Raw genomic sequence first — 23816 nt, 5'->3', positions numbered from 1 at the left:
GCCTAGGGTGGAGGGATGGCCGCGCCCGCACCGTCCCCCGCGACGATGACGCCCCTGCCCGGCTGGTATGCCGAACACGCCCGCGACCTCCCCTGGCGCCGTCCGGACTTCCACGCAGCCTTCGGCGCCTGGGGCGTGCTGGTGAGCGAGTTCATGCTGCAGCAGACGCCCGTGAGCCGCGTGATCCCGCACCTCGACGCGTGGCTGACGCGGTGGCCCACACCCCGCGCGATGGCGGCCGCGTCTCCGGCGGAGGTCGTGCAGCAATGGGCGAACCTCGGCTATCCACGGCGCGCCCTGTGGCTGCACCGTGCGGCCGTCGAGGTGGTCGAGCGCCACGGCGGCGTCGTGCCGCGTGACGTCGACGCCCTCCTCGCCCTCTCCGGGATCGGCGACTACACCGCCCGTGCGGTGGCCGTGTTCGCGTACGGCGACCGTCATCCCGTCGTCGACACCAACACCCGGCGCGTGCTGGCCCGGGCGATCGAGGGACGAGCGCAACCGGGGTCTCCCTCCCGCCGCGACCTCGCGCTCATGGCCGCGATACTCCCCGAGGACCCCGTCGCCGCATCCGTCATCAACGCCGCGGCGATGGAACTCGGTGCGACGGTCTGCACCTCCCGGGCACCGCAGTGCGAGCGCTGCCCGCTGGCGGACGCCTGCGCCTGGCTCGCGGCCGGACGGCCCGACACCGGGGATGGGAGGCGACGACAGGCCGCGTACGAGGGATCAGACCGGCAGGCCCGCGGCGCCGTGCTCCGGCTCCTGCGTGCCGCCCCCGCCCCGGTCCCGCTCACCGCCGTCCTCCCGGAATGGCCCGACGCGCGTCAGCGGGATCGAGCGATCGACTCCCTCATCGCCGACGGGCTCGCGGAAGCCGACGGGGAGGGCCTCTCCCTGCCACGGTGAGCGCTCAGAGGAGCTGTTCGGTGCGGTAGGCCAGCACGGTCAGTTCGACGCGGCTGCGGACGTGCAGCTTGGCGAACGCGCGTCCGAGGTGCACCTCGACCGTGCGGACGGAGACCGACAGCCGCTCCGCGATCGCACGGTTCCCCGTCCCTCCGACCGCGAGCATCGCCACCTCGAGTTCCCGGGGCGTCAGTCGCTGACCCCAGGCGCTCCGGCAGGCGGGCAGGGCCGCCGTCCCGTCCGGCGTGGTCCCGGACGCCTCGAGCCGTTCCCGCCGTCGTCGCACCGCGCGCTCCCAGGCCCGCGCTCCGGCGACCTCGAACAGCCGCTCGGCCTGCGCGAGGTGCCCGCGTGCCGAGACCACGTCTCCGTGCAGCCCGGATCGGACCCCGAGCAGCGCCTCGACCCGCCCTCGGGCGAACGGAGACCGAAGCCGGCTCGCTACCGCCCGCAGCTCCTCCTGGTCCGTGCGCCATGTGGGACCGGCGGAACCGACGACCGCCCGCCGCAACGCCGCGGCGACCTCGCTCTCCGGCGGGCGCACGGTCCCCGGCCGGTATCCCCCCGGCACCCAGAGCACGACCTCGTCGACTCCCGGCACCGCGAACAGCGGCTGCGGGGCGCCGCGGTCCCGCCACAGCCCCATGGCTCCGACGGCCGCCTCGAAAGACCCGTCCAGAAAGGCCTCGACGGCGCGATCGACCAGCATGTCCGACTCCACGGCGGGAGGGAGCACGTCGGTGAGAGCGCGCGCGATCGGTCCCAGGGCGCCGAGGACGGCCAGGTCGAGCCGTCGCGCCAGCACGACGCCGAGACCGGCGAACGGGATCGCGACGGGCAGCTCCACTGCCGCGTGCCGGAGCAGTTCCCTGGCCGGACCGATGTCTCCGCGCCAGACAAGGAGCAGCACCTCGGTGACAGCGCGGTAGGCCCGCACCACCGGGCTGCTCTCGAAGCCGGGGAACACCGGATCCCCCTCCGCCCCGGGGAGTCCTCCCGTCCGCAGCAGCCGCAGGCCCTCGTCGATGTCGCCCGCGCATGCCGTGTGCAGCGCCGCCGCTACGCCGCCGAGCCCCCCGAGGCCCGCGGTCCCGCTCGCCGGCATGACGTCGCCGGCGAGGAGAGCGCACACCCCCACCACGGCATCGCGCAGCGGACGGTCCGTCCCCGCGCAGGAGGTTCCACGGACCTGGGCGAGCCAGCGCCACTCCGCCCCGCGGTCGCGACGTTCCGCGCACAGGATCGCGACCAGCCCCGCGGATCGTGCCCAGGCCGTGGCGTCGGTATCGGAGCCGGAGGCGAGCCGCCGCGGATCGACAGCGGGAACGTGGCCGTGCCGAAGGGTGCGGGCGGCGAGGTAGGGGCCGAGCGCCCGTACCCGTCGATGCTCCGCGGCGCCCGGGAACAGACCGCTCAGCCACGCCTCGGCATCCGCGGCGTGGCCGCAGGCGAGCGCCGCGCTGCCGGCGAGCACCCGAGCCTCCTCGCCGACGGCGCCGGTCGCGTGCGCGGCGGCCTCAGCGGCCAGGAGCAGCGCGCGCTCGGTGAGCCCCGCGCCGGCCGCGAGGCGGGCGCAGGCCGTCAAGAGCACAGCGGCTCGTCGGTCTCGCACGGCACACGACCGCGCGCGATGCCACGCCGCGCCGGTCCGATCTCCGCGGACGACCGCGACGTCGGCCAGTCGTCTGTGCACGAGCACGACCTCCGCCGGCGACGCGGCCTCGTGCACCTCCACGGCCGTGCGCGGGTCCGTGAGCCGGATGGAGCCCGCGTGGATCGTCAGATGCGGCGCGGCGGCGCTCGCGCGCACTTCCTCCACACTGCGCCCAGCGGCCGCGAGGATCGGTTCCAGCTCGTCCTCCAGCGCCAACACCACCGTGAGCAGGAGCAGCCGGTCGGGGCTCGCCAGCCCTCGGATGCCTGCCCGGACCACCGCAGACGGCAGCGGCCACGGGAGCCGACTCAGTCCGCGGCGCTGCTCGGGCGTCAGGCCGGCAGCCACCGCGAGGACGGCGTCGACGTCCTCGGGCAGAGAAGCCGCGAGCTGCGCCGCCACGTGCGGCGCGCAACACAGGTCGCGCCGTCGAAGCTCATCCAGCAACGGCTCGACGACGGCAGGCGCGACGAAGAGCCCCGCGGGCGTGCTCGTGGGCTGAATGTCGATCCCCCCAGATCCACCGGTTGTCCCGCCGCGGACCTGAGGGTATCAGACGGGATCAGTCCTCGTCGTCGTCCGACCGGTAGGGGTCGGCTTCACCGGCGTGGGTCGCGGACGAGGCCAGCTTGGCCACCTCCGCGTCGCGCTCCTGCGCCTCGCGCAGCAGAGCGGTGATGTGATCGGCGTTCTCCGGGAGCGCGTCCGGGATGAACTCGAGCGTGGGGACGAGTCGAGTACTGAGCTGTCGTCCGACCTCGCTGCGCAGCATTCCGGTCGCGGATGTGAGCGCGGCACCGCTGGCGAGGCGCTCCTCCTCGGTACCGAGCACCGTGTAGAACACGGAGGCGTGCTGCAGATCACCACTCACACGCACGTCGGTGATGGTCACGAAGCCGAGACGCGGGTCGCGCAGCCCCTTCTCCAAGCGCTCGGCGAGGATCACGCGGATGCGATCCGCGAGTCGGGCCTGTCGTTCACCAGCCATAGTTCCTTCTCCCACCTCTGTGCATCGCGGCTCCCAGCGAACCGCGGAGGCGGCTGCCCCCTCCCCCGTCACGGGAGGAGGAGGCAGCCGCCGCAGTCGTGCGGATCAGCCGCGCGGCTTCTCCACCATCTCGGTCGTCTCGATCTCGTCGCCGACCTGGATGTCGTTGTACTTGCCGAGGCCGATACCGGCCTCGTAGTCCGTCCGCACCTCGGTGACGTCGTCCTTGAACCGACGCAGCGACTCGATGGCCAGGCCATCGGCGATGACGACGCCGTCGCGGATGACGCGGGCTTTGGCGTTGCGCGTGATCGTCCCCGACCGCACGATGACACCGGCGATGTTGCCGAACTTCGAGGAGCGGAACACCTCGCGGATCTCGGCGACACCCGACTGGACCTCTTCGTACTCCGGCTTGAGCATGCCCTTGAGCGAGCTCTCGATCTCCTCGATCGCGTTGTAGATGACGGAGTAGAAGCGGATGTCCACACCCTCACGCTGGGCGCGCTCGCGCGCCTTCGTGTCGGGGCGGACGTTGAAGCCCACGATGATCGCGTTGTCGATCGTCGCCAGGTTCACGTCGGACTCGGTGATCGCACCGACACCGCGGTGGATGATGCGCAGCTGCACCGAGTCGTCGACCTCGATCTTGAGGAGCGACTCCTCCAGCGCCTCGACGGCACCGGAGACGTCACCCTTGATGATGAGGTTGAGCGACTCGACCTTGCCCTCTTCGAGAGCACGGGTGAAGTCCTCGAGCGAGATGCGCTTGCGGGCCTTGGCCAGCTGGGCGTTGCGCTCGACGGCTTCGCGCTTCTCCGCGATCTGACGGGCCATGCGGTCTTCCTCGGTGACGATGAAGACGTCGCCGGCGCGCGGCACGGAGTTCAGACCCTGCACCTGGACCGGACGAGACGGCGCGGCCGCCTCGACGATCTCGCCGTTCTCGTCGATCATCGCGCGGACGCGGCCGTAAGCGGTGCCCGCCACGATCGCATCGCCCACCCGGAGGGTTCCGGACTGGATCAGCACCGTCGCGACCGAACCGCGGCCCTTGTCGAGCTTCGCCTCGATGGCGACACCGCGAGCGGCCTTGTTCGGGTTGGCGGTGAGGTCGAGACCGGCGTCCGCCGTGAGCAGCACCGCGTCCAGGAGCTCCTGGATACCGGTGTTGGCCCGGGCCGACACGTCGACGAACATGACGTCGCCGCCGTACTCCTCGGCCACCAGACCGTACTCGGTGAGCTGCTGACGCACCTTGGCCGGGTTGGCCTCGGGCTTGTCGACCTTGTTCACCGCGACCACGATCGGCACGTTCGCCGCCTGAGCGTGGTTCAGCGCCTCGACCGTCTGCGGCATGATGCCGTCGTCGGCCGCGACCACCAGGATCGCCAGGTCGGTGACCTGTGCACCACGGGCACGCATGGCGGTGAACGCCTCGTGACCGGGGGTGTCGATGAACGTGATCGCCCGCTCGATGCCCTCGTGCTCGGTCCAGACCTGGTAGGCACCGATGTGCTGGGTGATGCCGCCGGCCTCACCCTCGATCACGTTGGTCTGACGGATCGCGTCGAGAAGGCGGGTCTTACCGTGGTCGACGTGACCCATGACGGTGACCACCGGGGGACGGATCTCGAGGTCGTCCTCGCTCTCCTCCTCCAGCTCCTTCTCGAGGTCGAGACCGAAGCCCTCGAGGAGCTCCTTGTCCTCGTCCTCAGGCGAGACCATCTGGACCTTGTAGCCCAGCTCCTCACCGAGGACCTCGAACGTGGCCTCATCCAGCGACTCGGTGGCCGTGGCCATCTCGCCGAGGTTGAAGAGGATCGTGACGAGGGTGCCCGGCTGCACGGTGTAGCCGGTCAGGGACTCGATCTTGTCGGCGAAGTCCGCGATGGAAGCGCCACGACGCATGCGGATGATCTCCCCGTTGCCGCGGGTGACGTTGACGCCACCGACGACCGGGGCGCTCCGCATCTCGAACTCTTGCCGCTTCGCCCGCCGCGACTTGCGCTGCTTGCTCTTGCCGCCGCCCTTGCCGAAGGCGCCGGCGGTACCACCGCCGGGACCGCGGCCACGGCCACCGCCGCCACCGGGACGACCGGCGAAACCACCGCCGGGACGGGGACCTGCACCGGGACCGCCACCACCGCCGGGACGACCGGGGCCGCCCGTACGCTGCTGGAACGGAGCACCGGGACGACCACCCTGACCGCCGCGGGGTGCACCGGGTCGCGGCGAGCCGGGACGAGGGGCACCCGGACGCGGAGCGCCGGGACGGGGCGCCTGCGGGCGCGGGATGTTGCCGGGGGTCGGCCGCTGGCCCATCCCCTGCGCCGAGGCGAAGGGGTTGTTGCCGGGACGAGGACCGGCGGGACGCTGGCCCATGCCCTGCGCGGACGAGAACGGATTGTTGCCGGGACGCGGCGCGCCGGGCTTCGGCGCGTTGCCGTCACCGGAGGACGGTGCGGCCGGAGCCGGAGCCGACGGCTTCGCGGGCGCCGACGGCGCCGGAGCCTTCTCCGCCGCGGGAGCGGGTGCCGGTGCCGGAGCGGCAGGAGCCGCGGGACCCGGCTTGGGGCCGGGCTTCGGACCGGGGGTGGGCGCCGAGGACTTCGGTGCCGGCTTCGCCGCGGGCTTCGCGGCAGCGGGCTCGGACCCCGCCTTGAGCGACGGGTCGGCCTCGATCGCGGCGCGCAGCTTGCGCGCCACCGGGGGCTCGACCGTCGACGACGGGCTCTTCACGAACTCGCCGAGTTCCTTGAGCTTCGCAAGAGCGACCTTGCTGTCGACGCCGAGTTCGGCGGCGATCTCATGTACGCGTGGTTTACCAGCCACAATTCTCCTGTCTGGGTCGGTCTGCCCAGACAGGGCAGACCACTAGTCGCGGACGGGTCTCATTTCGAGCCGTTCACTTTGTTTCCATAGCTGTTCAGCCTTTGTTTCTTGGTGGGTGCTGTTCGAAGGTCCGTGTGTCCAGCTGAGTGGTCACACGCAGTGCTCTTCCGAAAGCTCGACGCCGCAGAGCGGCTTCCATGCACTCGGGTGTCGGATGCACCCACGCGCCGCGCCCCGGCAGGACAGCACGCTCATCGGGGATGAGGGTGTCGTTCTGGGCAACCACCCTGAGCAGAGTGGACCGGGGAGCACGCGTGCGGCAACCGACGCACGTTCGTACGGGTTCCATCTTACACCTGCGTTCCGTCCGTCCTCGCCGCCGCCGGGCGTGGCGCGAGGACGGACAGGGATCAGTCGAGGACGCTGTCCGGCTGGATGTCGATCTTGGCGCCCGTGAGCTTGGCAGCCAGACGCGCGTTCTGGCCCTCCTTGCCGATGGCGAGCGACAGCTGGTAGTCCGGCACGAGGGCGCGGACGGCCTTGGTGCTCGCATCGAGCACGAACGAGCTCGTGACCTTCGCGGGCGACAGCGCGTGCGCCACGAACGTCGGCAGGTCGGCGTCGTAGTCGACGATGTCGATCTTCTCCCCCGCCAGCTCCTCGGTGACAGCACGCACACGGCGGCCCATCTCACCGATGCAGGCACCCTTGGCGTTGATCGCCGGGTCGTTCGCCTTGACAGCGATCTTGGTCCGGTGGCCCGCCTCGCGCGCGAGCGCCACGATCTCGACGAGCCCCGCGGCGATCTCCGGCACCTCGAGCGCGAAGAGCTTGCGGACCAGACCCGGGTGCGTGCGCGAGACGGTGATCTGCGGGCCCTTGAGCCCCTTGGCGACGCTGGTCACGTAGACGCGGAGACGAGACCCGTGCGTGTACTCCTCGCCGGGTACCTGCTCCTCGGGCGGGAGGATCGCCTCGACGGAGCCGAGGTCGACGTGGATCATGCGCGGGTTGGGCCCCTGCTGGATCACGCCGGCGACGATGTCGCCCTCCTTGCCCTTGAACTCCCCGAGGACGGCGTCATCGGCGATGTCCCGGAGGCGCTGGCTGATCACCTGCTTGGCGGCGAACGCGGCGATGCGACCGAAGTCGTCCGGGGTCGTCTCCTCCTCGCCGATGATCGCGCCCTCGTCGTCGCGGACGACCTGGAGGACGGCGACGTGGCCGGTCTTGCGGTCGAGGTGCACGCGGACACCCTCGGGCGTGGCACCGTCGGGCGAGACGTGCTTGGAGTACGCGGTCAGGATCGCCTGCTCGATGATCGCGACGAGCTCGTCGAACGGGATCGCCTTCTCCTTCTCGATCCCTCGCAGCAGACTCAGTTCGATGTCCATGACGGCCTCCCTATTCAGCTCTCGTCGCGCCCGAATGCACGCGCGACATCCGTACAACGATACCGTGTGCCGCACCCCCGGGCCATCCAGTCCTCGCGGGCACAGGCAGTCCCGCGACACCACGCGCTCCGTGTGCGAGAAGCCTGTCTCCGAGCGGACGCCTGTTGCGTCGTGAGAACCCGCGGGGGTCAGGCCTTCGGCGCGGACGGGAGAGCGTTGAGGGCGCCGATGAGGCGGAAGAGGTTGCCCACCTGACGCTGATCCAGGTGCAGGGCGAGGCGCGGGAGGCCGAGCCGGTCGTCGTCGGCCACCTCCGGGGAACGCGGAGCCGTCCGTTCGATGCGCCCCGAGGACAGAAGCGTCGCGAAGGCGGTGTTCAGCTCCTCGATCTCGGCGTCCGTCGGCTCGGCCTTGAGTCGCAGCACGAGCGTGTCCCCCACCCACCGCAGCGAGTCGTAGTTGCGCCAGAACCCGGTGATCTCGGCCCGGGCCTCCTCGACCGAGTCGGTGATGACGACGCGATCGAAGTCCCCGGGGGAGATCACCCCCATCGGCGCGAGGTGCTCGTCGACGAAGCGCCGCATCCCCTGCCAGAACGATCCGCCCTTCTCGTCGAGCAGCACGATCGGCGTCGGCTCGGCCTTCCCCGTCTGCTGCAGGGTGAGCAGCTCGAACATCTCGTCGAGCGTGCCGAACCCGCCCGGAAGGCAGATGAAGCCGCTCGACTCCTTGATGAGCATGAGCTTGCGGGTGAAGAAGTACTTCATCGCGACGACCTGATCGCTTCCCGCGACGAGACTGTTCGCCTTCTCCTCGAAGGGGAGCCGGATGGAGACGCCGAGCGACAGCGCGGGCCCCGCTCCCTCGGCGGCGGCCTGCATGATCCCGGGGCCGGCGCCCGTGACGACCATCCAGCCGTCGTTCGCGAGCGCCGCGGCGACATCGCGCGCCTGCAGGTACAGCGGGTCGTCGTGCAGGGTGCGTGCGGACCCGAACACCGTCACCTTCGGCACCCCGCGGAACGGGGCGAAGAGGCGGAACGCGTCGCGCATCTCGGCCAGGGCGGCGGAGGCGATCTTGAGGTCGAGGCGGTCGGTGTCGTCCTCACCGAGGAGCAGCGCCGTGCGGAGCATCCGCATCACGAGCCGACGGTCCGAGGACACCCCCGCTTCGTCGAGCACATGGTTGATCTCGTCGCTCAGAGCGGCCGGCAGCGGTTCCTCGGTCATGCCCCCCAGCGTCCCACGCGGCACCAAGGCGGCGGGACGCAACGCCGAGGATCCGCGCGCCCGCGCTCCGCAGCACGGCCGGGACGCGGTGTCAACGCCCGTGCCTTCGGTCGGCGGTGGCGCCACCATGGCGACATGACAGAGATCACCGGACCCGAGGCCCTCGCCCGCATCAAGGAACTCGTGGAGGACATCGACTTCACCATGCTCACCACCACCGACCCGGACGGGAACCTCGTCAGCCGGCCGATGTCGACCAGGCAGATGGACGAGGCGGGTGCCATCTGGTTCTTCACCGCGGAGGACACGGAGAAGGTCGAGGAGGCGCGCCGCCACCATGATGTCGGTCTCGCGTACTGCGACGCCAAGGGCATGCGCTATGTGTCCGTCGCCGGCACCGCCGAGGTCGTCCACGATCGCGCGAAGATGGAGGAGCTCTACTCCCCCCTCCCTCGACATCTGGTTCGAGGACGGGCTGGAGACCCCCGGCATCGCCCTGCTCGCGGTCACCCCGGTCGTCGCCGAGTTCTGGGAGCCGGCGAAGGGCAAGGTCGCGATGGCCGCCGGGGCGCTCAAGGCGCTGGTGACCCGAGACACCCCGGACGACGACATCATGAACCACGGCCGCGTCACTTGCTGAGCGACCGGGAGCGCCGGTTCAGCGCGTGGCGGAGAGCCGCTCCACGGCCTCGGCGACCGAGACCGCCTCGCGCTCCCCCGTGCGACGGTCCCAGAACTCGACCTGGCCGTCGGCGGCACCGCGACCGACGATCACGATCTTCGGGACCCCGACGAGCTCGGCGTCGCCGAACTTGACCCCCGGTGACACCTTCGGACGGTCGTCGTACAGCACGTCGAGCCCTGCGGCCTCGAGCTGAGCCGAGAGGTCTTCCGCGACGTCGAAGGCGACCTGGTCGCGACCGGCGGCGACGACCTGCACGTCGAACGGCGCGACCGAGGCCGGCCAGATCAGGCCCTTGTCGTCGTTGTTCAGCTCCGCGATGATCGCCAGGATCCGGGTGACGCCGATGCCGTACGACCCCATGGTGACCGTGACGAGCTTGCCGTTCTCGTTGAGGACCTTGAGGCCGAGCGCCTCCGCGTACTTCCGCCCGAGCTGGAAGACGTGACCGATCTCCATGCCGCGGGCGAGCTCGACCGGACCGGAGCCGTCGGGCGCCGGGTCGCCGGCACGCACGTTCGCGATCTCCACGATGCCGTCCGCCTCGAAGTCGCGCCCGGCGACGACCGAGTGCGCGTGCTTCTGGTCGATGTTCGCGCCGGTGACCCAGCTCGTGCCCTCGCTCACGCGGGGGTCGACGAGGTAGCGGATGCCCGTGGCGGACTCCTCGCCCAGCACGGCACCCGTGGGCGACCACGGACCGATGTAGCCCTTCACCAGCAGCGGGTTGTTCTCGAAGTCGTCCGCGGTGGCGGTCTCGACCTCCGCCGGGGCGAACGCCACCTCGGCGCGCTTCTCGTCCACCTCGCGGTCGCCGGGGATGCCGACGATCACGAGCTCACGGGTGCCGTCGAGGTGCTTCAGGGCGAGGACGACGTTCTTGAGCGTGTCGGCCGCGGTGTACTCGCCGTCGAGCTCACGGTTGCAGTGCGCCACGAGCGTCTCGATGGTCGGGGTGTCGGGCGAGTCGAAGATCACGGGGGCGCCGTCGGCGTCGAACGGGACCGGAGCCGGGACGGGCGTGCTGAAGGCCTCGACGTTGGCCGCGTAGCCGCCGGCGCTGCGGACGAACGTGTCCTCGCCCACGGGGGTCGGGTGCAGGAACTCCTCGCTGCGCGAACCGCCCATGGCCCCCGCGTCGGCCTGCACGATCGCGTACTCGAGGCCCAGCCGCTGGAAGATGCGCTCGTACGCGTCCCGCTGCGCCTGGTAGCTCGCGTCCAGCGCCTCGTCGGAGGAGTCGAAGGAGTAGGCGTCCTTCATCGTGAACTCGCGGCCGCGGAGGAGCCCGGCGCGGGGCCGGGCCTCGTCGCGGTACTTGTCCTGGATCTGGAAGATCGTCAGCGGCAGGTCCTTGTACGACGAGTACAGGTCCTTCACGAGCAGCGTGAACGCCTCCTCGTGCGTCGGCGCCAGCAGGTAGTCCCCACCCTTGCGGTCCTGGAGGCGGAACAGCAGATCGCCGTACTCGTCCCAGCGGCCGGTGGCCTCGTACGCCTCGCGCGGCATCAACGCGGGGAAGTGCACCTCCTGGGCACCCGCGGCGGCCATCTCCTCGCGGATGACGGTCTCGATCTTCGCCTTGACGCGCAGACCCAGCGGCAGCCACGCGAAGATGCCCGCCGCCTGCGGTCGGATGTACCCGGCGCGGATCAGCAGCTTGTGACCGGCGACCTCGGCACCGGCAGGATCTTCGCGGAGCGTACGGAGGAAGAAGTTCGAAAGACGAGTGACCACGGCTCAAGTGTAGTGAGCCGCGGTCACCCGCCTCGTCGCTCAGTTGAGGGCCGGGAGTCCCTGCGGCACGACACCGCCGCCGTAGAGGCTCTCGGCGAGCTCCTGCAGAGCCGTGAGCGCCACGCGCTGCGGCAGCGGACCGTAGGAGATGCGGGCCACGCCGAGCTTCTCGTACTCGGAGGCGGCGAGCGCGCCGGGGATGCCGATCACGCTGACCTTGCGCTCGCCGATCCCCTCGACGAGCTGACGGGTGACGTTCGCGTCGAGGATGCCGGGGACGAACACCGCGGTGGCACCCGCATCGAGGAACGCACGCCCGCGCTGGATCGCGTCCGCGATGCTCTCCTCCACGGGGCGCGACCCGGCACGCACGAAGGCGTCGGTACGGGCGTTGAGGGCGAACGGGACGCCCTCGGCCTCCGCAGCCTTCACGATGGCCTCGACGACGGCGACCGATTCGTCGAGCGGCTTGAGGCGGTCCTCGACGTTCGCGCCGACGACGCCGGCCGCGATCGCGAGGCGGGTGGTCTCCCCCGCGTCGCCGTACCCGTCGTCCAGGTCGGCGGTGACGGGGACCGACACGGCCGCCGCGATCCGGCCGACCATGTCGATCATGACGTCACGCGGGGTGTCGCCGTCGTCGTAGCCGAACGACGCGGCGATGCCGTGACCGGCGGTGGCGATCGCCTTCGTCTCCGGCAGCGCGGCGACGGCGCGTGCGGAGACGACATCCCACACGTTCACCACACGGAGGATCTCCGGGGCGTCATAGAGTCCGACGAGGGTCTGGGCCTTGGCAGCAGTGGTCATGTCCCCACGCTAGCGGCCGGTGCGGGCACGCGGGCCGGATGCCCCGGATCGGGGCGGCGGTCGACCTAGGCTGGCGACATGCCCCAGCGCCGCTCGCATGTCGCCCCCTCCGCCGCCCAGACCGACCTCGCCGCGGCGCTCTCGGCGCTCCGGGAGAACCTGGACACACCGACCGCGTTTCCCGCCGACGTGCTCGCCGAGGCGGAGGCGGCCTCGGCGACGACCCCGGATCTCGACCTCACGAACATCCCGTTCGCGACCCTCGACCCGACGGGCGCCCGTGACCTCGACCAGGCCTTCCACCTCGAACGCGACGGCGACGGCTATCGGGTGCGGTACGCCATCGCGGACGTGCCGGGTTTCGTCACCCCCGGTGGTGCCGTGGACGCGGAGGCCCGCCGACGGGGACAGACCCTGTACGCCGCGGACGGCACGATCCCGCTGCATCCGCCGGTGCTGAGCGAGGACCGCGTCTCCCTGCTCCCCGATGTCGACCGTCCCGCACTCGTGTGGACGTTCGCGCTGGACGCCGCGGGCACCGTGACCGACTTCCGGCTGGAGCGCGCCCTCATCCGGTCCCGTGCTCAGCTCGACTACGCCTCCACCCAGGAGGCGCTGGACCGGGGCGACGGCGGCCACGCGGCGCTGCTGCCGGAGATCGGTGCCCTCCGCCTCGAGCAGGAGCGCCGAAGGGGCGGAGCCAGCCTCAACGTCCCGGACGAGGAGGTCGTGCGCACCGAGGACGGCTCCTACGCGATCGAGCGTCGTAGCCCGTTGCCCGTCGAGGAGTGGAACGCGCAGCTGTCGCTCATGACCGGGATGGCGGCCGCGGCGCTCATGATCGACGCGGGCGCCGGCATCCTCCGCACGATGCCGGAACCCGACGAGACGGCATTCGCGGCCTTCCGGCACCAGACGGAGGCGCTCGGGCGGCCATGGACCGGCGGCACCTACGGCGAGTACCTCCGCGGCCTCGACCGCTCCGACCCGATGACCCTGCCGGTGCTGGAAGCCGCCGCCTCGCTGTTCCGCGGTGCCGGGTACCTCGTGTTCGACGGGGAGCCGCCCGCCGACGCCGTGCAGGCCGCGATCGGAGCCCCGTACGCGCACGCGACCGCTCCCCTCCGGAGGCTCGTCGACCGCTGGGTCCTCACGATCTGCCTCGCCGTGTCGACGGGACAGCCGGTGCCGGAGTGGGTGCGCTCCTCCCTCGGCGACCTCCCCGCGCTCATGCAGGCCTCGGGCCGACGGGCGTCGCAGCTGGACGCGGACACCGTGAACCGCGTCGAGGCCGCGCTGCTCACACCTCTGGTGGGACAGTCGGTCGAGGCGACGGTCATCGAGCTCCGAGGCGAGCGGGCTGCTGTCCAGATCGCGGAGCCTGCGGTGACGACGACCGCGCCGGTGACCCCCGACACGAAGCCCGGCGATGTGGTGCGGCTGCGCGTCGTGCGCGTGGACATCGCCGCGGGCGAGATCGAGCTCGCCGTCTGACTCCGCCGGGTCAGGCGAGGACGCCGGATCAGGCGCTTACCGGCACCAGAGCCTGTGTCGCCGCGATCGCCTGTGTCCCCGCCGGATACCCTGTCGAGATGGATCAGGCCGAGCGCGTCGAGCGCTTCCTCGTGGAGCGGTATCCGCGCGCACGCACCGCGATCGTCGCCGGGAGCACGGCCCGCGACGAGCGCACGCACACGAGCGACATCGACCTCCTGCTCATCGACGACGACCTCTTCGCCGACGACGCCCAGGCGAGCGAGGCCGCCACCTTCGAGTTCGAGGGCGAGATCTTCGAGGTGTTCGCCTACACGGCGGCAGGGTTCGAGACATGGGCGAACCGCGGCGTCGCACAGCACCGACCTGTCATCGTGCACATGCTCGTGGAGGGCGTGCCTGTGCGCTCCGGGCCTGGGCTCGACGACCTGCGGGCCCGGTGGGGCGCCGTGCTCGCCGCCGGCCCCACAGTGGAAGACCGCGAGTCACGGTTCCGGCGGTACGTGATCACCGATCTCCTCGACGACCTGGGCGACGCGACGGATCCTCTCGAACAGCGCGTGGTCGCAGGCCTGCTGTTCGAGCGCATGGCAGAGCTGATGCTGCTGGCCGACGGGCAGTGGATCGGCTCCGGCAAGTGGCTCCCGCGACGTCTGCGCGCGTGGAGTCCCGAGCGCACGGAGCAGCTCAGCGCTCCATTGCTCGCCGGCGACATCATGGGGTTCGCGGCGCGGGTCGGCGAGGAACTGGAACTCGCAGGGGGTCGGGTGCAGGCGGGGTTCGAGCGCTGACCACGTCGCGGGAACAGGCAGTCACGCGACAACAGGCGACACCGGCGACTGGCGCCTGTCCTCGCGCGAGCGCCTGAGGCGGGTGAGGGTTCAGGAGGCGGGAGTCGCGGTCGTCGTCATCACGAGGAGCTGCGGGTCGGACAGATCCAGGGTCACCGTGATGGCGGCGAATTCCGCGAGGGAACGGACGTGGGTGCCGCCACAGAGGATCACGGCCTCGCCCTCGGGGAGGTCGCAGTGCCAGCGCCGCCGGTCGACGATGGTCGGTCCGTCCACCTCGATGCGGCTCGCGGCAGCGGAGGCGACCCACGCGGCGAGCTGCGCGTTGATGCGCTGCTCACGGTCCGTCAGCGTGGCCGCGAATGTCTCGGTGTCGAAGCCCGCGCGGCGCAGGCTCTTGCCGAGCCGGTACTCGTCGACCGCACCGTCCTCGTGGATGCGGCAGGACTGGTTCGCGCGTCCCTCGAAGTCCGGGTTTCCCAGCGCATCCTCCCCCGGGTCCTTGCGCCAGAGGTCGGCGACCGCGAGATCCAGGGCGAGGGAGGCGAGGTGGCACGCGGTGTGACCGCGGCTGAGGCCGGCACGATGTGCCCCGTCGACCGAGAGCACCACGCGAGTCCCCTCTGCGAGCCACGCCGGCGCCGCGTCCTCCAGCCGGTGAGCGACCAGCCAGGTCCAGCCCTCGGTCCCGCGCTTGACAGGAATCGCGCTGCCCACGGCGAACTCGCCGCCGTCCGAGACCGCAGCCATGAGCGCCTCGGTCACGCGGACGGACCCGTCCTCGCCGGAGATCGCGCCGGCATCGCCGGGCTGATCGGGCCAGGTGTGATCGACGGGGTGGAACGGGGTGCCGTCGACGACGATCACCGTCCCGTCCGCGTCGTCCGTCACACGGGTCACGACGGCGTCTCCGCGGAGGCTGCCGTCCGGGAAGGTGACGATCGTGGGCGTGGGCATGGCGCTCCTCGGATCAGGCGGTGACGACCTGGGCGGTACCGAGCGGAGCGTCCGGTCCCATCTCGGCGGCGATGCGGTTCGCCTCCTCGATGAGCGTGGCGACGATGTCGGCCTCCGGGACGGTCTTGATGACCTCGCCCTTGACGAAGATCTGTCCCTTGCCGTTGCCCGATGCGACGCCGAGATCGGCCTCGCGCGCCTCGCCCGGACCGTTCACGACACAGCCCATGACCGCGACGCGCAGCGGCACCGTCATCTCCTTGAGCCCCTCGGTGACGTCTTCCGCGAGCGTGTACACGTCGACCTGCGCCCGACCGCACGACGGGCACGAAACGATCTCGAGCTTGCGCTCCCGGAGGTTGAGGGACTGGAGGATCTGGTGACCGACCTTGACCTCCTCGGCCGGCGGGGCGGACAGCGACACGCGGATGGTGTCGCCGATGCCCTCCCCCAGCAGGATGCCGAAGGCGGTCGCGCTCTTGATCGTGCCCTGGAAGGCCGGGCCCGCCTCGGTCACGCCGAGGTGCAGCGGCCAGTCGCCCCGCTCGGCGAGCTGACGGTAGGCCTTGACCATGACGACCGGGTCGTTGTGCTTGACCGAGATCTTGAAGTCGTGGAAGTCGTGCTCCTCGAACAGCGACGCCTCCCAGACCGCGCTCTCGACCAGGGCCTCCGGCGTGGCCTTGCCGTACTTCTCGAGCAGGCGACGGTCGAGCGAGCCCGCGTTCACGCCGATGCGGAGCGAGACGCCCGCGTCCTTGGCGGCCTTCGCGATCTCACCGACCTGATCGTCGAACTTGCGAATGTTCCCCGGGTTGACGCGCACGGCCGCGCACCCGGCGTCGATCGCCTGGAAGACGTACTTCGGCTGGAAGTGGATGTCGGCGATGACCGGGATCTGGCTCTTCTTCGCGATGATGTGCAGCACATCGGCGTCGTCCTGCGAGGGAACGGCGACGCGCACGATCTCGCAGCCCGAGGCGGTGAGCTCCGCGATCTGCTGCAGCGTCCCGTTGATGTCGGTCGTCTTCGTCGTCGTCATCGACTGCACGCTGACGGGCGCATCGCCGCCGACGAGCACCTTGCCCACCTTGATCTGGCGGGACTTGCGACGCGGGGCGAGGACTTCGGGGACCTTCGGCATCCCAAGATTCACTGCTGGCACGATCCCAGCCTACGCCGCCAGGATGCAGAAGGGCTGGATGCGGGCGCTTACGCTGAGGACATGGCGGTCATCCTCCTCACCGGCTTCGATCCCTTCGACGGCGCAGCCCGCAATCCCTCGACGGAGGCCGTGGAGACAGTCGCCGCCGGATACGACGGCCCTCACGACCTGGTCGTCGCGACGCTGCCGGTGTCGTTCGCCCGATCGGCCGCGCTCCTGCGGGAGCGGATCGCCCAGCACTCCCCCGACGCGGTCGTGTGCACGGGCCTCGCCGGCGGAAGCGATCGGGTCGCGGTCGAGCGCGTCGGGCTGAACCTGATCGACGCGCGGATCCCCGACAACGACGGCGTGCAACCGGTGGACCAGCACAGCCATCCGGACGGTCCGGCCGCCCGATTCGCCACCCTCCCCGTGAAGCGCCTCGTGCGCCTGCTCGCCGATGCGGGTCTCCCCGCACGCCTCTCGCTCTCCGCGGGCTCGTACGTGTGCAACCACGTGCTGTACACGGCGCTCTCCGCCGTCCCCGCGCACGTGCCCGCCGGCTTCGTCCATCTGCCCTGGTCCCGCAGCACCGCGCCGGCCGGCGCTCCACACCTGGACGACGAGGAGATCGCGCGCGGCGTGCGCCTGCTCGTGGATCACTGCCTCGACGACGAGGAAGCGGGAACCGGCGGCTCTCTCTGGTGACGTCACGCCGCCCGGTCGGCAGGGCGGGGTGTGGTAGTTTCGCCCCAATGATCGCGCACATCACCTGGTGGCCCGCCTCCTAGGCGGTGTGTTCGCGTTCCCTCGAATCCAGACCGCCTCCGGGGCGGTCTTTTCGTTGCGCCGAGCCGGAGCCCTCGCACAGGAGACATCGATGACCCTCTCTCGCCTCGACGAGCTCAGCGCCGATCCCACCGCGTCCTTCGTGCTGATCGCGCGGGACGGCACAGATACCGTGGAGCTGCTCACCGGCGACGTGACCGACGTCGAGCTGCTCGCCGACATCCCGCTGACCGTCGACGGAGAGCCGCGGGAGGTCTTCGCCCTCGTCCCGTATCGACAGGTCCGCGAGCGCGGCTTCGTGGCTCAGGACGACGGCGCCCCGCTGCGCTGTCTCGTCGTGGCGGAGCACCTCCACCTGCCGACCGCCGCCGTGCTCGACGCGCTCCCCTCTTCCCCTGTCCCCCTGCGTGACGAGGGCTTCGACATCGCCGACGAGGAGTACGCCGCGATCGTGGAGACGGTGATCGCCGATGAGATCGGCCGCGGCGAGGGCGCGAACTTCGTCATCCGCCGCGACTTCACCGCGACCGTCGACGCCGATGAGCGCACCGCGGCGCTCACCTGGTTCCGAGCGCTCCTCACTCACGAGCGCGGCGCCTACTGGACGTTCGCGGTCGTCACCCCCGGTCACATCGCGGTGGGCGCGAGCCCCGAGGCGCATGTCGTGGCCCGCGGCGGCGTCGTCACCATGAACCCCATCTCGGGCACCTTCCGGCATCCGGCGGGCGGCGCGACGAAGGAGACGCTCACCGACTTCCTCACGTCGACCAAGGAGACCGAGGAACTGTTCATGGTCGTCGACGAGGAGCTCAAGATGATGAGCGCCGTCTGCGCCGACGGCGGACGCATCACGGGCCCGCATCTGAAGGAGATGTCGCGGCTGACGCACACGGAGTACATGCTGCGCGGACGGAGCGGACTGGACCCGCGGGACATCCTCCGCGAGACGATGTTCGCCCCGACCGTGACCGGCTCGCCCATGCAGAACGCCTGTGCCGTGATCCGGCGGCACGAGCGCAAGCCCCGGGGGTACTACTCCGGGGTGGCCGCGCTGTTCACCCCCCACGGCGACGGCGGGCACGACCTCGACGCCCCGATCCTCATCCGCACGGTGTACCTGCAGGACGGCGCGCTGAGCGTGCCCGTCGGCGCCACCCTCGTCCGGCACTCGGACCCGCACGGCGAGGTCTCCGAGACGCACGGCAAGGCCGCGGGCGTGCTGGGAGCCATCGGCGCGATCGACCGGGACCGTGTGGCCGAGGCGCGGAGCGACGCCGACGCCCCCGGTGAGCCCCGGCGTCTCGCGGACGACCCGGACGTCGCCGCGCTCCTCTCCTCGCGCAACGCCCGCCTCGCCGAATTCTGGCTGAACCCGCAGGGCGAGGACTTCACGGGTCCGTTCTCCGGCCGCTCCGCCCTCGTGGTCGACGCCGAGGACCGCTTCACGACGATGCTCGCGCATCAGCTCCGCCATCTCGGGCTCGACGTGACGATCGCCTCCTGGGACACGGTCGACGACGAGGCGGTCGAGACGGCCGATCTCGTCGTCGCCGGCCCCGGCCCCGGCGACCCCCGAGACGACGCGAGCCCGCGCATCGCACGGATGCGGGAGGTGGTGGCGGCCCGCCTGCAGGCGCAGTCGCCGCTGCTCGCGGTGTGCCTGAGCCACCAGATCCTGGCGGACCGGATGGGGATCGCGCTGACGCCCCTCGACGCTCCGCACCAGGGGCTGCAGAAGGCCGTGCCGGTGTTCGGCGAGGACGCCTCGATCGGGTTCTACAACACCTTCACGGCGCGGGTCGACCCGGGAGTGACGACGGTGGGCGCGGCCGAGGTCTCCGCCGATCCGGTGACCGGAGACGTCTACGCGCTGCGCGGCGACGGCTTCGCCTCGGTGCAGGGTCACCTCGAATCGATCCTGTCCCGCGACGGCATCCGCACGCTGGAGCGCCTGGCGGCGCACGCCCTGCGCTGAGCGCGCTCCGGCCGCTCAGCCCAGGAGCTTGACCGGGTTGAACAGGTCGGCCACGAGCAGGAGCGCGCCCATCGCGATCAGCAGCGTCGCGACGACGACGGTCAGCGGCACGAGCTTGGTGGCGTCGACCGGCGTCGGCGGCGGCCGTCGGAAGAGCTTCGCCCACGCCCGCTTGACCCCCTCCCACAGCGCGACGACGATGTGTCCGCCGTCGAGCGGCAGCAGCGGGATGAGGTTGAAGACGAAGAGCGCGACGTTGAGCGAGCCGAGAAGGCCGAGCAGCACGGCGAAGCGGTTCAGCACCGGAGCGTCCGTCGCGGCCACCTCGCCCGCGAGGCGTCCGACGCCGACGACGCTCAGCGGACCGTTCGGATCGCGTTCGCCACCCGTCACCAGCGAGACCCCGACGTCCCACAGCCGCACCGGCAGCGTCACGATCAGCGAGCCGACCCGCGCGACGGTATCCGCCGCCAGCTGCGGGCCGGCGGTCAGCGGCTGCTGCACGTAGCCCATCTGCGCGATCATCCCCGCGTAGCCGACCTCCTTCACGACGGGCTCGCCGTCGTCGTCGAGCACCGGCTGCCCGCTCGCATCCGTGAGGGTGCGCTCCGCGGCGATGGGTGTGAGGGTGAGCGTCCGCTCGGTGCCGTCCCGGCGCACCACGAGGGCGAGGGGCTCGCCCGGTGAGGCCTGGACGATGGCGGTGGCCTCGGCGAAGGTCGACACCGGCTTCCCGTCGATGGACACGAGGACGTCGCCGGGCTGCACATCGGCCGCCGCGGCGGGTGACTCCGGATCGTCGGCCCCGCACTCGGTCGCCGTCGACGATGCGGGGACCACGCACTCGTTCACCGCCGCGACCGTCGTGGTGCCCTGCTGCACACCGATCCCGCTGACGAGGACGGTGAAGATGACCACGGCCAGCAGGAGATTCATGAGCGGTCCACCGAGCATCACGATCACGCGCTTCCACACCGGCAGCTTGTAGAAGACCCGGTCCTCCGCGCCCTCCGCGATCGTCTCGTCGTTGGCCGAGCGCGCGTCCTGGATGAGCGTGCGGAACGCCCCGGACGCCGGCCCGCTGTCCTTCGACGACGGATACATGCCCGACATCGAGATGAACCCGCCGAGGGGCAGCAGCTTGAAGCCGTACTCCGTCTCGCCGATCCGCTTCGACCACAGGCGCGGCCCGAAGCCGATCATGTACTGGCCGACACGCACGCCGAAGAGCTTGGCGGGGACGAGGTGGCCGACCTCGTGCAGACCGATCGAGAGGCCGAGGCCGATCAGCATGAACACGATGCCGCCCAGATAGAGCAGGAATTCCACAGGCCCACGCTACTGCCCGCCGCCTAGGAATCCGCCCGGCTCGCGCAGCGTCGCTAGGCTGGCACGATGACGTCCCGGCAGCTGCGCTTCCTCCGCGCCGCCGCCGTGTCCGCGATCGCCACACTCCTCGCGGCCGTCTCGCACACGCTCGCCGGCGGCGCCGCCCCGCACCCGCTGCTCATCGCCGCCGTCGCCGCGCTCTTCGTGCCCTTCTCCGCCGCCGTGGTCGGCGAGCGGTCGTCGCGCGCGCGGGTCGCGGTGGCCGTGATCCTGGCGCAGGGCGCGTTCCACCTGCTCTTCCAGCTTCTGGGTGCTCCCACCGCCGGAGACGCCCCCGGCCTCGGCGCCCACTCCCACCACCTCGACCTGAGCGCGCTCGGCCCGCTGTCACCGACCCCAGGGCCGGGAGCGCTGATGCTGTCGGCCCACCTCGCAGCCGCCCTGCTGACGACGGTGCTGCTGTGGCATGGCGAGAGCGTGCTGCGTACGATCGCCCGCTGGTTCCTGGCCGCTCTCCGACGCGGGACGGCACCCGCCACCACGCCTCCGGCACCCCCGCGTCCGCTGCGCTCCGCTCTTCTCCCTCCGCTCGACGTCGCGACGACCGCCGTGGTCTCGCGACGCGGTCCTCCGGTGCTCGTCGGCGGCTGAGCCGTCCCTCGATCCGGCCGTCCCCGTTCGACGGCCCTTTCTTCCGGGCTGCGCAGTTCCGGCGCGCCCGCACACGAGCATCTGGAGACCCTATGTCGAACACCACCATCCGTCCCCGTCGTCCGCGCCGCGCCTTCCTCGGAGCCACCGGCATCGTCGGCGGACTCGCCCTCGCCCTCGCCGTGCCCGCGATGGCCGGGGCGCACGTCAGCGTCAGCCCCGACGAGCTCGCCGCGGGCGACCACGGCGTGCTGACCTTCTCGTTCTCGCACGGCTGCGGCACCTCGCCCACCACGGCCCTGCGCATCACCATGCCGGACGGCCTCGCCTCGGTCGCCCCGACGCTCGACGGCGACTGGACGATCCAGGTCGAGCGCGGCGACGACGGTCTCGTGAGCGCCGTCACGTACACCGCCCTCACCCCGGTGCCGACTGACCTGCGCGGTGCCGTGAGCATGTCGGTGGGCCTGGACGAGGACACGCCCGAGTCGCTCGCCTTCCCGGTGGTCCAGCAGTGCGTGGACGGCGCGACCGAGTGGACGCAGCTCGCCGAGAAGGGTGAGGACCCCCACGACCTCGACTCGCCTGCGCCTGTCGTGACGGTCACGGACGGCGCCGCGGACGGTCACGGCTCGAGCGCCGCGCCGCAGCCCGCGACGGCGGACGACGGCGACGACGCGCTGGGCATCGCCCTGGGCGCCGGCGGCCTCCTCGCCGGTGTCGCGGCGCTCGTGGTCGCGGTGCTCGCGTTCCGCCGCCGCGCCTGATCCCCGGTCCCGCCCGAGCTGACACCGCCGTCGTGAGAACATGGAGACGACATGTCGATGGAACAACAGCCGACCCTGCCCCCCGTGCTCCGCCCGGCGAACCCGCCCCGGCGCGAGCTGTCCGAACTCGCCTCGCTGTTCGCCCGCTCCGTGCGTGGCGACGTGGAGGGCGTCGCTCTCAGTGGCATCACCCTCGCCACGGCCGACCTGCGTCCCGGCGAGGCGTTCGTCGCGATCCGCGGCGTGAACCGCCACGGCGCGGACTTCGCGAAGACCGCCGCCGAGAAGGGAGCCGTCGCGGTCATCACGGACCAGGCGGGTGCCGACATCGCCGCGGATGCCGGTCTCCCGATCCTCATCGTCGACGATCCCCGCGGCGTGCTCGGCGCGCTGAGCGCCTGGGTATACGGCACGGGCGCGGAGGATCCGCTCCCCCTCCTGTTCGCGACCACCGGAACGAACGGCAAGACGAGCGTCTCCCACCTCCTCGAGGGCATCCTCGACCAGATGGGCGTCGTCACCGGGCTCTCCTCCACCGCCGAACGGCACATCGCGGGTGAGGTCATCGTCTCGCGGCTCACCACCCCCGAGGCCTCCGAGATGCACGCCCTCCTCGCGCTCATGCGCGAGCGCGAGGTCGAGGCCGTCGCGGTCGAGGTCAGCGCCCAGGCCCTGTCCCGGCACCGCGTCGACGGCATCCGATTCGACGTCGCGGGGTTCACCAATCTCAGCCACGACCACCTCGACGACTACGCGGACATGGAGGAGTACTTCGAGGCGAAGCTGCCTCTCTTCCGCCCCGATCGTGCCGTGCGCGGCGTCGTCTGCCTCGACTCCTCCTCCGGCGCCCTGGTCGTCGAACGCTCCGAGATCCCCGTCGTCACCGTCGGGACACCCTCCATCGCGGCCGACGCCGACGCGGCGACGCAGGCCGACTGGGTGGTCGTCATCGACGACGAGCGGACGACCGGCACGACGTTCACGATGACGGGACCGGCCGGCACCCTCACCACGACGGTGCCGGTGATCGGTCCGCACATGGCGGCGAACGCGGCGCTCGCGATCGTCATGCTGCTCGAGGGCGGCTATGCGTGGGATCGCATCGTCGAAGCCCTGCAGCGTGACGGCGGCATCCACGCCTATCTGCCCGGCCGCACCCAGCTCGTCTCGGGCGCGCGAGGACCGGCGGTCTTCGTCGACTTCGGCCACTCGCCCGACGCCTTCGAGAAGACCCTGGCGGCCGTGCGGCGGGTGACCCCCGGCAAGGTGCTCATGCTGTTCGGCGCCGACGGAGACCGGGACGCCAGCAAGCGCTTCGACATGGCCCGCACCGCGGTGGAGGGCAGCGACATCCTCGTCGTGACCGATCATCACCCGCGGTTCGAGGACCCGGCGTCGATCCGCGCGACCCTCGTCGAGGGCGCGCGTCGCGCCCGGCCTGACGCCGAGATCCACGAGTACTCCCCGCCGGAGGCTGCGATCGTGGCCGCCGTCGGACTCGTCGGCGACGGCGACGCGATCCTCTGGGCCGGCCCCGGGCACCAGGACTACCGCGACATCCGCGGGGTGCGGACGCCATACTCCGCCCGCGAGCTCTCCCGGCGTGCACTGAAGGCCGCCGGCTGGCCGGTGCCGGAGCCGCGCTGGCCCGTGCCGTACCCGGACGAGGACTGAGCCCGCG

Annotated in this window: 20 protein-coding genes and 1 pseudogene; 10 read left to right on the top strand and 11 right to left on the bottom strand. The window is 71.4% G+C overall.

The window, feature by feature from the left end; translation table 11 throughout:
- Positions 1 to 15: 15 nt before the first annotated feature.
- A complete protein-coding gene (locus tag WFJ36_RS02795) occupies positions 16 to 909 on the top strand; it encodes an A/G-specific adenine glycosylase (RefSeq protein WP_442927806.1) in 894 nt (297 codons plus the stop codon).
- 4 nt (positions 910 to 913) lie between these two features.
- Here WFJ36_RS02795 and WFJ36_RS02790 read toward each other — a convergent pair whose 3' ends face one another.
- The 6 genes from WFJ36_RS02790 to WFJ36_RS02765 all read right to left on the bottom strand — a co-directional run bounded on the left by WFJ36_RS02790 (position 914) and on the right by WFJ36_RS02765 (position 9009).
- Positions 914 to 2965 (bottom strand): helix-turn-helix transcriptional regulator, encoded by a 2052-nt coding sequence (locus WFJ36_RS02790; protein WP_336642599.1) that lies wholly within the window; start codon positions 2963 to 2965, stop codon positions 914 to 916.
- 160 nt (positions 2966 to 3125) lie between these two features.
- Entirely contained in the window at positions 3126 to 3551 is a 426-nt protein-coding gene (rbfA, locus tag WFJ36_RS02785; protein ID WP_060923633.1) for a 30S ribosome-binding factor RbfA, read from the bottom strand.
- A gap of 105 nt (positions 3552 to 3656) precedes the next feature.
- Positions 3657 to 6386 (bottom strand): translation initiation factor IF-2, encoded by a 2730-nt coding sequence (infB, locus tag WFJ36_RS02780; RefSeq protein ID WP_336642598.1) that lies wholly within the window; start codon positions 6384 to 6386, stop codon positions 3657 to 3659.
- 94 nt (positions 6387 to 6480) lie between these two features.
- Entirely contained in the window at positions 6481 to 6735 is a 255-nt protein-coding gene (locus WFJ36_RS02775) for a YlxR family protein (protein WP_083391685.1), read from the bottom strand.
- A gap of 61 nt (positions 6736 to 6796) precedes the next feature.
- Positions 6797 to 7780 (bottom strand): transcription termination factor NusA, encoded by a 984-nt coding sequence (nusA, locus tag WFJ36_RS02770; RefSeq protein WP_292791515.1) that lies wholly within the window; start codon positions 7778 to 7780, stop codon positions 6797 to 6799.
- Between the two features lie 188 nt (positions 7781 to 7968).
- Positions 7969 to 9009 (bottom strand): TIGR00730 family Rossman fold protein, encoded by a 1041-nt coding sequence (locus tag WFJ36_RS02765; RefSeq protein ID WP_336642597.1) that lies wholly within the window; start codon positions 9007 to 9009, stop codon positions 7969 to 7971.
- Between WFJ36_RS02765 and WFJ36_RS02760 the strand changes: the two are divergent.
- Both WFJ36_RS02760 and WFJ36_RS02755 read left to right on the top strand, forming a co-directional pair.
- Positions 8962 to 9414: pseudogene (locus tag WFJ36_RS02760) on the top strand (pyridoxamine 5'-phosphate oxidase family protein); the annotation flags it as partial. The gene WFJ36_RS02765 and the pseudogene WFJ36_RS02760 overlap by 48 nt on opposite strands.
- Positions 9347 to 9649, top strand: a complete 303-nt coding sequence (locus tag WFJ36_RS02755; RefSeq protein ID WP_336642596.1) for a pyridoxamine 5'-phosphate oxidase family protein — start codon at positions 9347 to 9349, stop codon at positions 9647 to 9649. The pseudogene WFJ36_RS02760 and the gene WFJ36_RS02755, both read left to right, overlap by 68 nt.
- Positions 9650 to 9667: 18 nt before the next feature.
- Here the strand turns inward: WFJ36_RS02755 and WFJ36_RS02750 are convergent, their stop codons facing one another.
- Together WFJ36_RS02750 and WFJ36_RS02745 are read right to left on the bottom strand one after the other, a co-directional pair.
- The gene (locus WFJ36_RS02750) at positions 9668 to 11428 is read right to left on the bottom strand and encodes a proline--tRNA ligase (RefSeq protein ID WP_336642595.1); all 1761 of its coding nucleotides are present in this window, start codon (positions 11426 to 11428) and stop codon (positions 9668 to 9670) included.
- Positions 11429 to 11467: 39 nt separating this feature from the next.
- Entirely contained in the window at positions 11468 to 12238 is a 771-nt protein-coding gene (locus tag WFJ36_RS02745; RefSeq protein ID WP_071328388.1) for an isocitrate lyase/PEP mutase family protein, read from the bottom strand.
- A gap of 78 nt (positions 12239 to 12316) precedes the next feature.
- On the opposite strand from WFJ36_RS02745, the gene WFJ36_RS02740 reads away from it, so the two are divergent.
- Positions 12317 to 13732 (top strand): RNB domain-containing ribonuclease, encoded by a 1416-nt coding sequence (locus WFJ36_RS02740; protein ID WP_292791504.1) that lies wholly within the window; start codon positions 12317 to 12319, stop codon positions 13730 to 13732.
- Positions 13733 to 13830: 98 nt separating this feature from the next.
- On the top strand, positions 13831 to 14523 hold the full coding sequence (locus WFJ36_RS02735) for a nucleotidyltransferase domain-containing protein (protein ID WP_336642594.1): 693 nt from the start codon (positions 13831 to 13833) through the stop codon (positions 14521 to 14523).
- Between the two features lie 90 nt (positions 14524 to 14613).
- Here WFJ36_RS02735 and WFJ36_RS02730 read toward each other — a convergent pair whose 3' ends face one another.
- Together WFJ36_RS02730 and ispG are read right to left on the bottom strand one after the other, a co-directional pair.
- Positions 14614 to 15480, bottom strand: a complete 867-nt coding sequence (locus tag WFJ36_RS02730; RefSeq protein WP_336642593.1) for a hypothetical protein — start codon at positions 15478 to 15480, stop codon at positions 14614 to 14616.
- A gap of 13 nt (positions 15481 to 15493) precedes the next feature.
- The gene (gene ispG / locus WFJ36_RS02725) at positions 15494 to 16624 is read right to left on the bottom strand and encodes a flavodoxin-dependent (E)-4-hydroxy-3-methylbut-2-enyl-diphosphate synthase (protein WP_025103167.1); all 1131 of its coding nucleotides are present in this window, start codon (positions 16622 to 16624) and stop codon (positions 15494 to 15496) included.
- A gap of 81 nt (positions 16625 to 16705) precedes the next feature.
- Between ispG and WFJ36_RS02720 the strand changes: the two genes are divergently transcribed.
- Positions 16706 to 17332 (top strand): pyroglutamyl-peptidase I family protein, encoded by a 627-nt coding sequence (locus WFJ36_RS02720; protein ID WP_083391684.1) that lies wholly within the window; start codon positions 16706 to 16708, stop codon positions 17330 to 17332.
- Positions 17333 to 17504: 172 nt separating this feature from the next.
- Positions 17505 to 19388, top strand: a complete 1884-nt coding sequence (locus WFJ36_RS02715) for a chorismate-binding protein (protein WP_071328384.1) — start codon at positions 17505 to 17507, stop codon at positions 19386 to 19388.
- Positions 19389 to 19403: 15 nt separating this feature from the next.
- Here WFJ36_RS02715 and WFJ36_RS02710 read toward each other — a convergent pair whose 3' ends face one another.
- On the bottom strand, positions 19404 to 20717 hold the full coding sequence (locus WFJ36_RS02710) for a M50 family metallopeptidase (RefSeq protein ID WP_143049256.1): 1314 nt from the start codon (positions 20715 to 20717) through the stop codon (positions 19404 to 19406).
- Between the two features lie 66 nt (positions 20718 to 20783).
- Here WFJ36_RS02710 and WFJ36_RS02705 point away from each other — a divergent pair, with 66 nt between their 5' ends.
- The 3 genes from WFJ36_RS02705 to WFJ36_RS02695 all read left to right on the top strand — a co-directional run bounded on the left by WFJ36_RS02705 (position 20784) and on the right by WFJ36_RS02695 (position 23809).
- Complete coding sequence (locus WFJ36_RS02705) at positions 20784 to 21368, top strand: hypothetical protein (RefSeq protein WP_071328383.1); 585 nt, start codon at positions 20784 to 20786, stop codon at positions 21366 to 21368.
- 92 nt (positions 21369 to 21460) lie between these two features.
- Complete coding sequence (locus tag WFJ36_RS02700; protein WP_071328382.1) at positions 21461 to 22135, top strand: YcnI family copper-binding membrane protein; 675 nt, start codon at positions 21461 to 21463, stop codon at positions 22133 to 22135.
- A 57-nt stretch (positions 22136 to 22192) separates the two neighbouring features.
- A complete protein-coding gene (locus WFJ36_RS02695) occupies positions 22193 to 23809 on the top strand; it encodes a Mur ligase family protein (protein ID WP_071328740.1) in 1617 nt (538 codons plus the stop codon).
- Positions 23810 to 23816 lie beyond the last annotated feature (7 nt).

The sequence above is a fragment of the Microbacterium sp. MMO-113 genome (assembly GCF_037148555.1).
Lineage (GTDB): Bacteria > Actinomycetota > Actinomycetes > Actinomycetales > Microbacteriaceae > Microbacterium.
The sequence above is the reverse complement of the archived record's forward strand: the minus strand, read 5'-3'. Positions and strand labels throughout refer to the sequence as shown.

Coding starts and splice junctions, on each gene's coding strand:
- WFJ36_RS02795 (WP_442927806.1), top strand. CDS start 16: ATGGCCGCGCCCGCACCGTCCCCCGCGACGATGACGCCCCTGCCCGGC.
- WFJ36_RS02715 (WP_071328384.1), top strand. CDS start 17,505: ATGACCCTCTCTCGCCTCGACGAGCTCAGCGCCGATCCCACCGCGTCC.
- WFJ36_RS02700 (WP_071328382.1), top strand. CDS start 21,461: ATGTCGAACACCACCATCCGTCCCCGTCGTCCGCGCCGCGCCTTCCTC.
- rbfA (WP_060923633.1), bottom strand. CDS start 3,551: ATGGCTGGTGAACGACAGGCCCGACTCGCGGATCGCATCCGCGTGATC.
- WFJ36_RS02765 (WP_336642597.1), bottom strand. CDS start 9,009: ATGACCGAGGAACCGCTGCCGGCCGCTCTGAGCGACGAGATCAACCAT.
- ispG (WP_025103167.1), bottom strand. CDS start 16,624: ATGCCGAAGGTCCCCGAAGTCCTCGCCCCGCGTCGCAAGTCCCGCCAG.
- WFJ36_RS02745 (WP_071328388.1), bottom strand. CDS start 12,238: ATGACCACTGCTGCCAAGGCCCAGACCCTCGTCGGACTCTATGACGCC.
- nusA (WP_292791515.1), bottom strand. CDS start 7,780: ATGGACATCGAACTGAGTCTGCTGCGAGGGATCGAGAAGGAGAAGGCG.
- WFJ36_RS02740 (WP_292791504.1), top strand. CDS start 12,317: ATGCCCCAGCGCCGCTCGCATGTCGCCCCCTCCGCCGCCCAGACCGAC.
- WFJ36_RS02775 (WP_083391685.1), bottom strand. CDS start 6,735: ATGGAACCCGTACGAACGTGCGTCGGTTGCCGCACGCGTGCTCCCCGG.
- WFJ36_RS02720 (WP_083391684.1), top strand. CDS start 16,706: ATGGCGGTCATCCTCCTCACCGGCTTCGATCCCTTCGACGGCGCAGCC.
- WFJ36_RS02730 (WP_336642593.1), bottom strand. CDS start 15,480: ATGCCCACGCCCACGATCGTCACCTTCCCGGACGGCAGCCTCCGCGGA.
- WFJ36_RS02735 (WP_336642594.1), top strand. CDS start 13,831: ATGGATCAGGCCGAGCGCGTCGAGCGCTTCCTCGTGGAGCGGTATCCG.
- WFJ36_RS02755 (WP_336642596.1), top strand. CDS start 9,347: ATGATGTCGGTCTCGCGTACTGCGACGCCAAGGGCATGCGCTATGTGT.
- WFJ36_RS02705 (WP_071328383.1), top strand. CDS start 20,784: ATGACGTCCCGGCAGCTGCGCTTCCTCCGCGCCGCCGCCGTGTCCGCG.
- WFJ36_RS02695 (WP_071328740.1), top strand. CDS start 22,193: ATGGAACAACAGCCGACCCTGCCCCCCGTGCTCCGCCCGGCGAACCCG.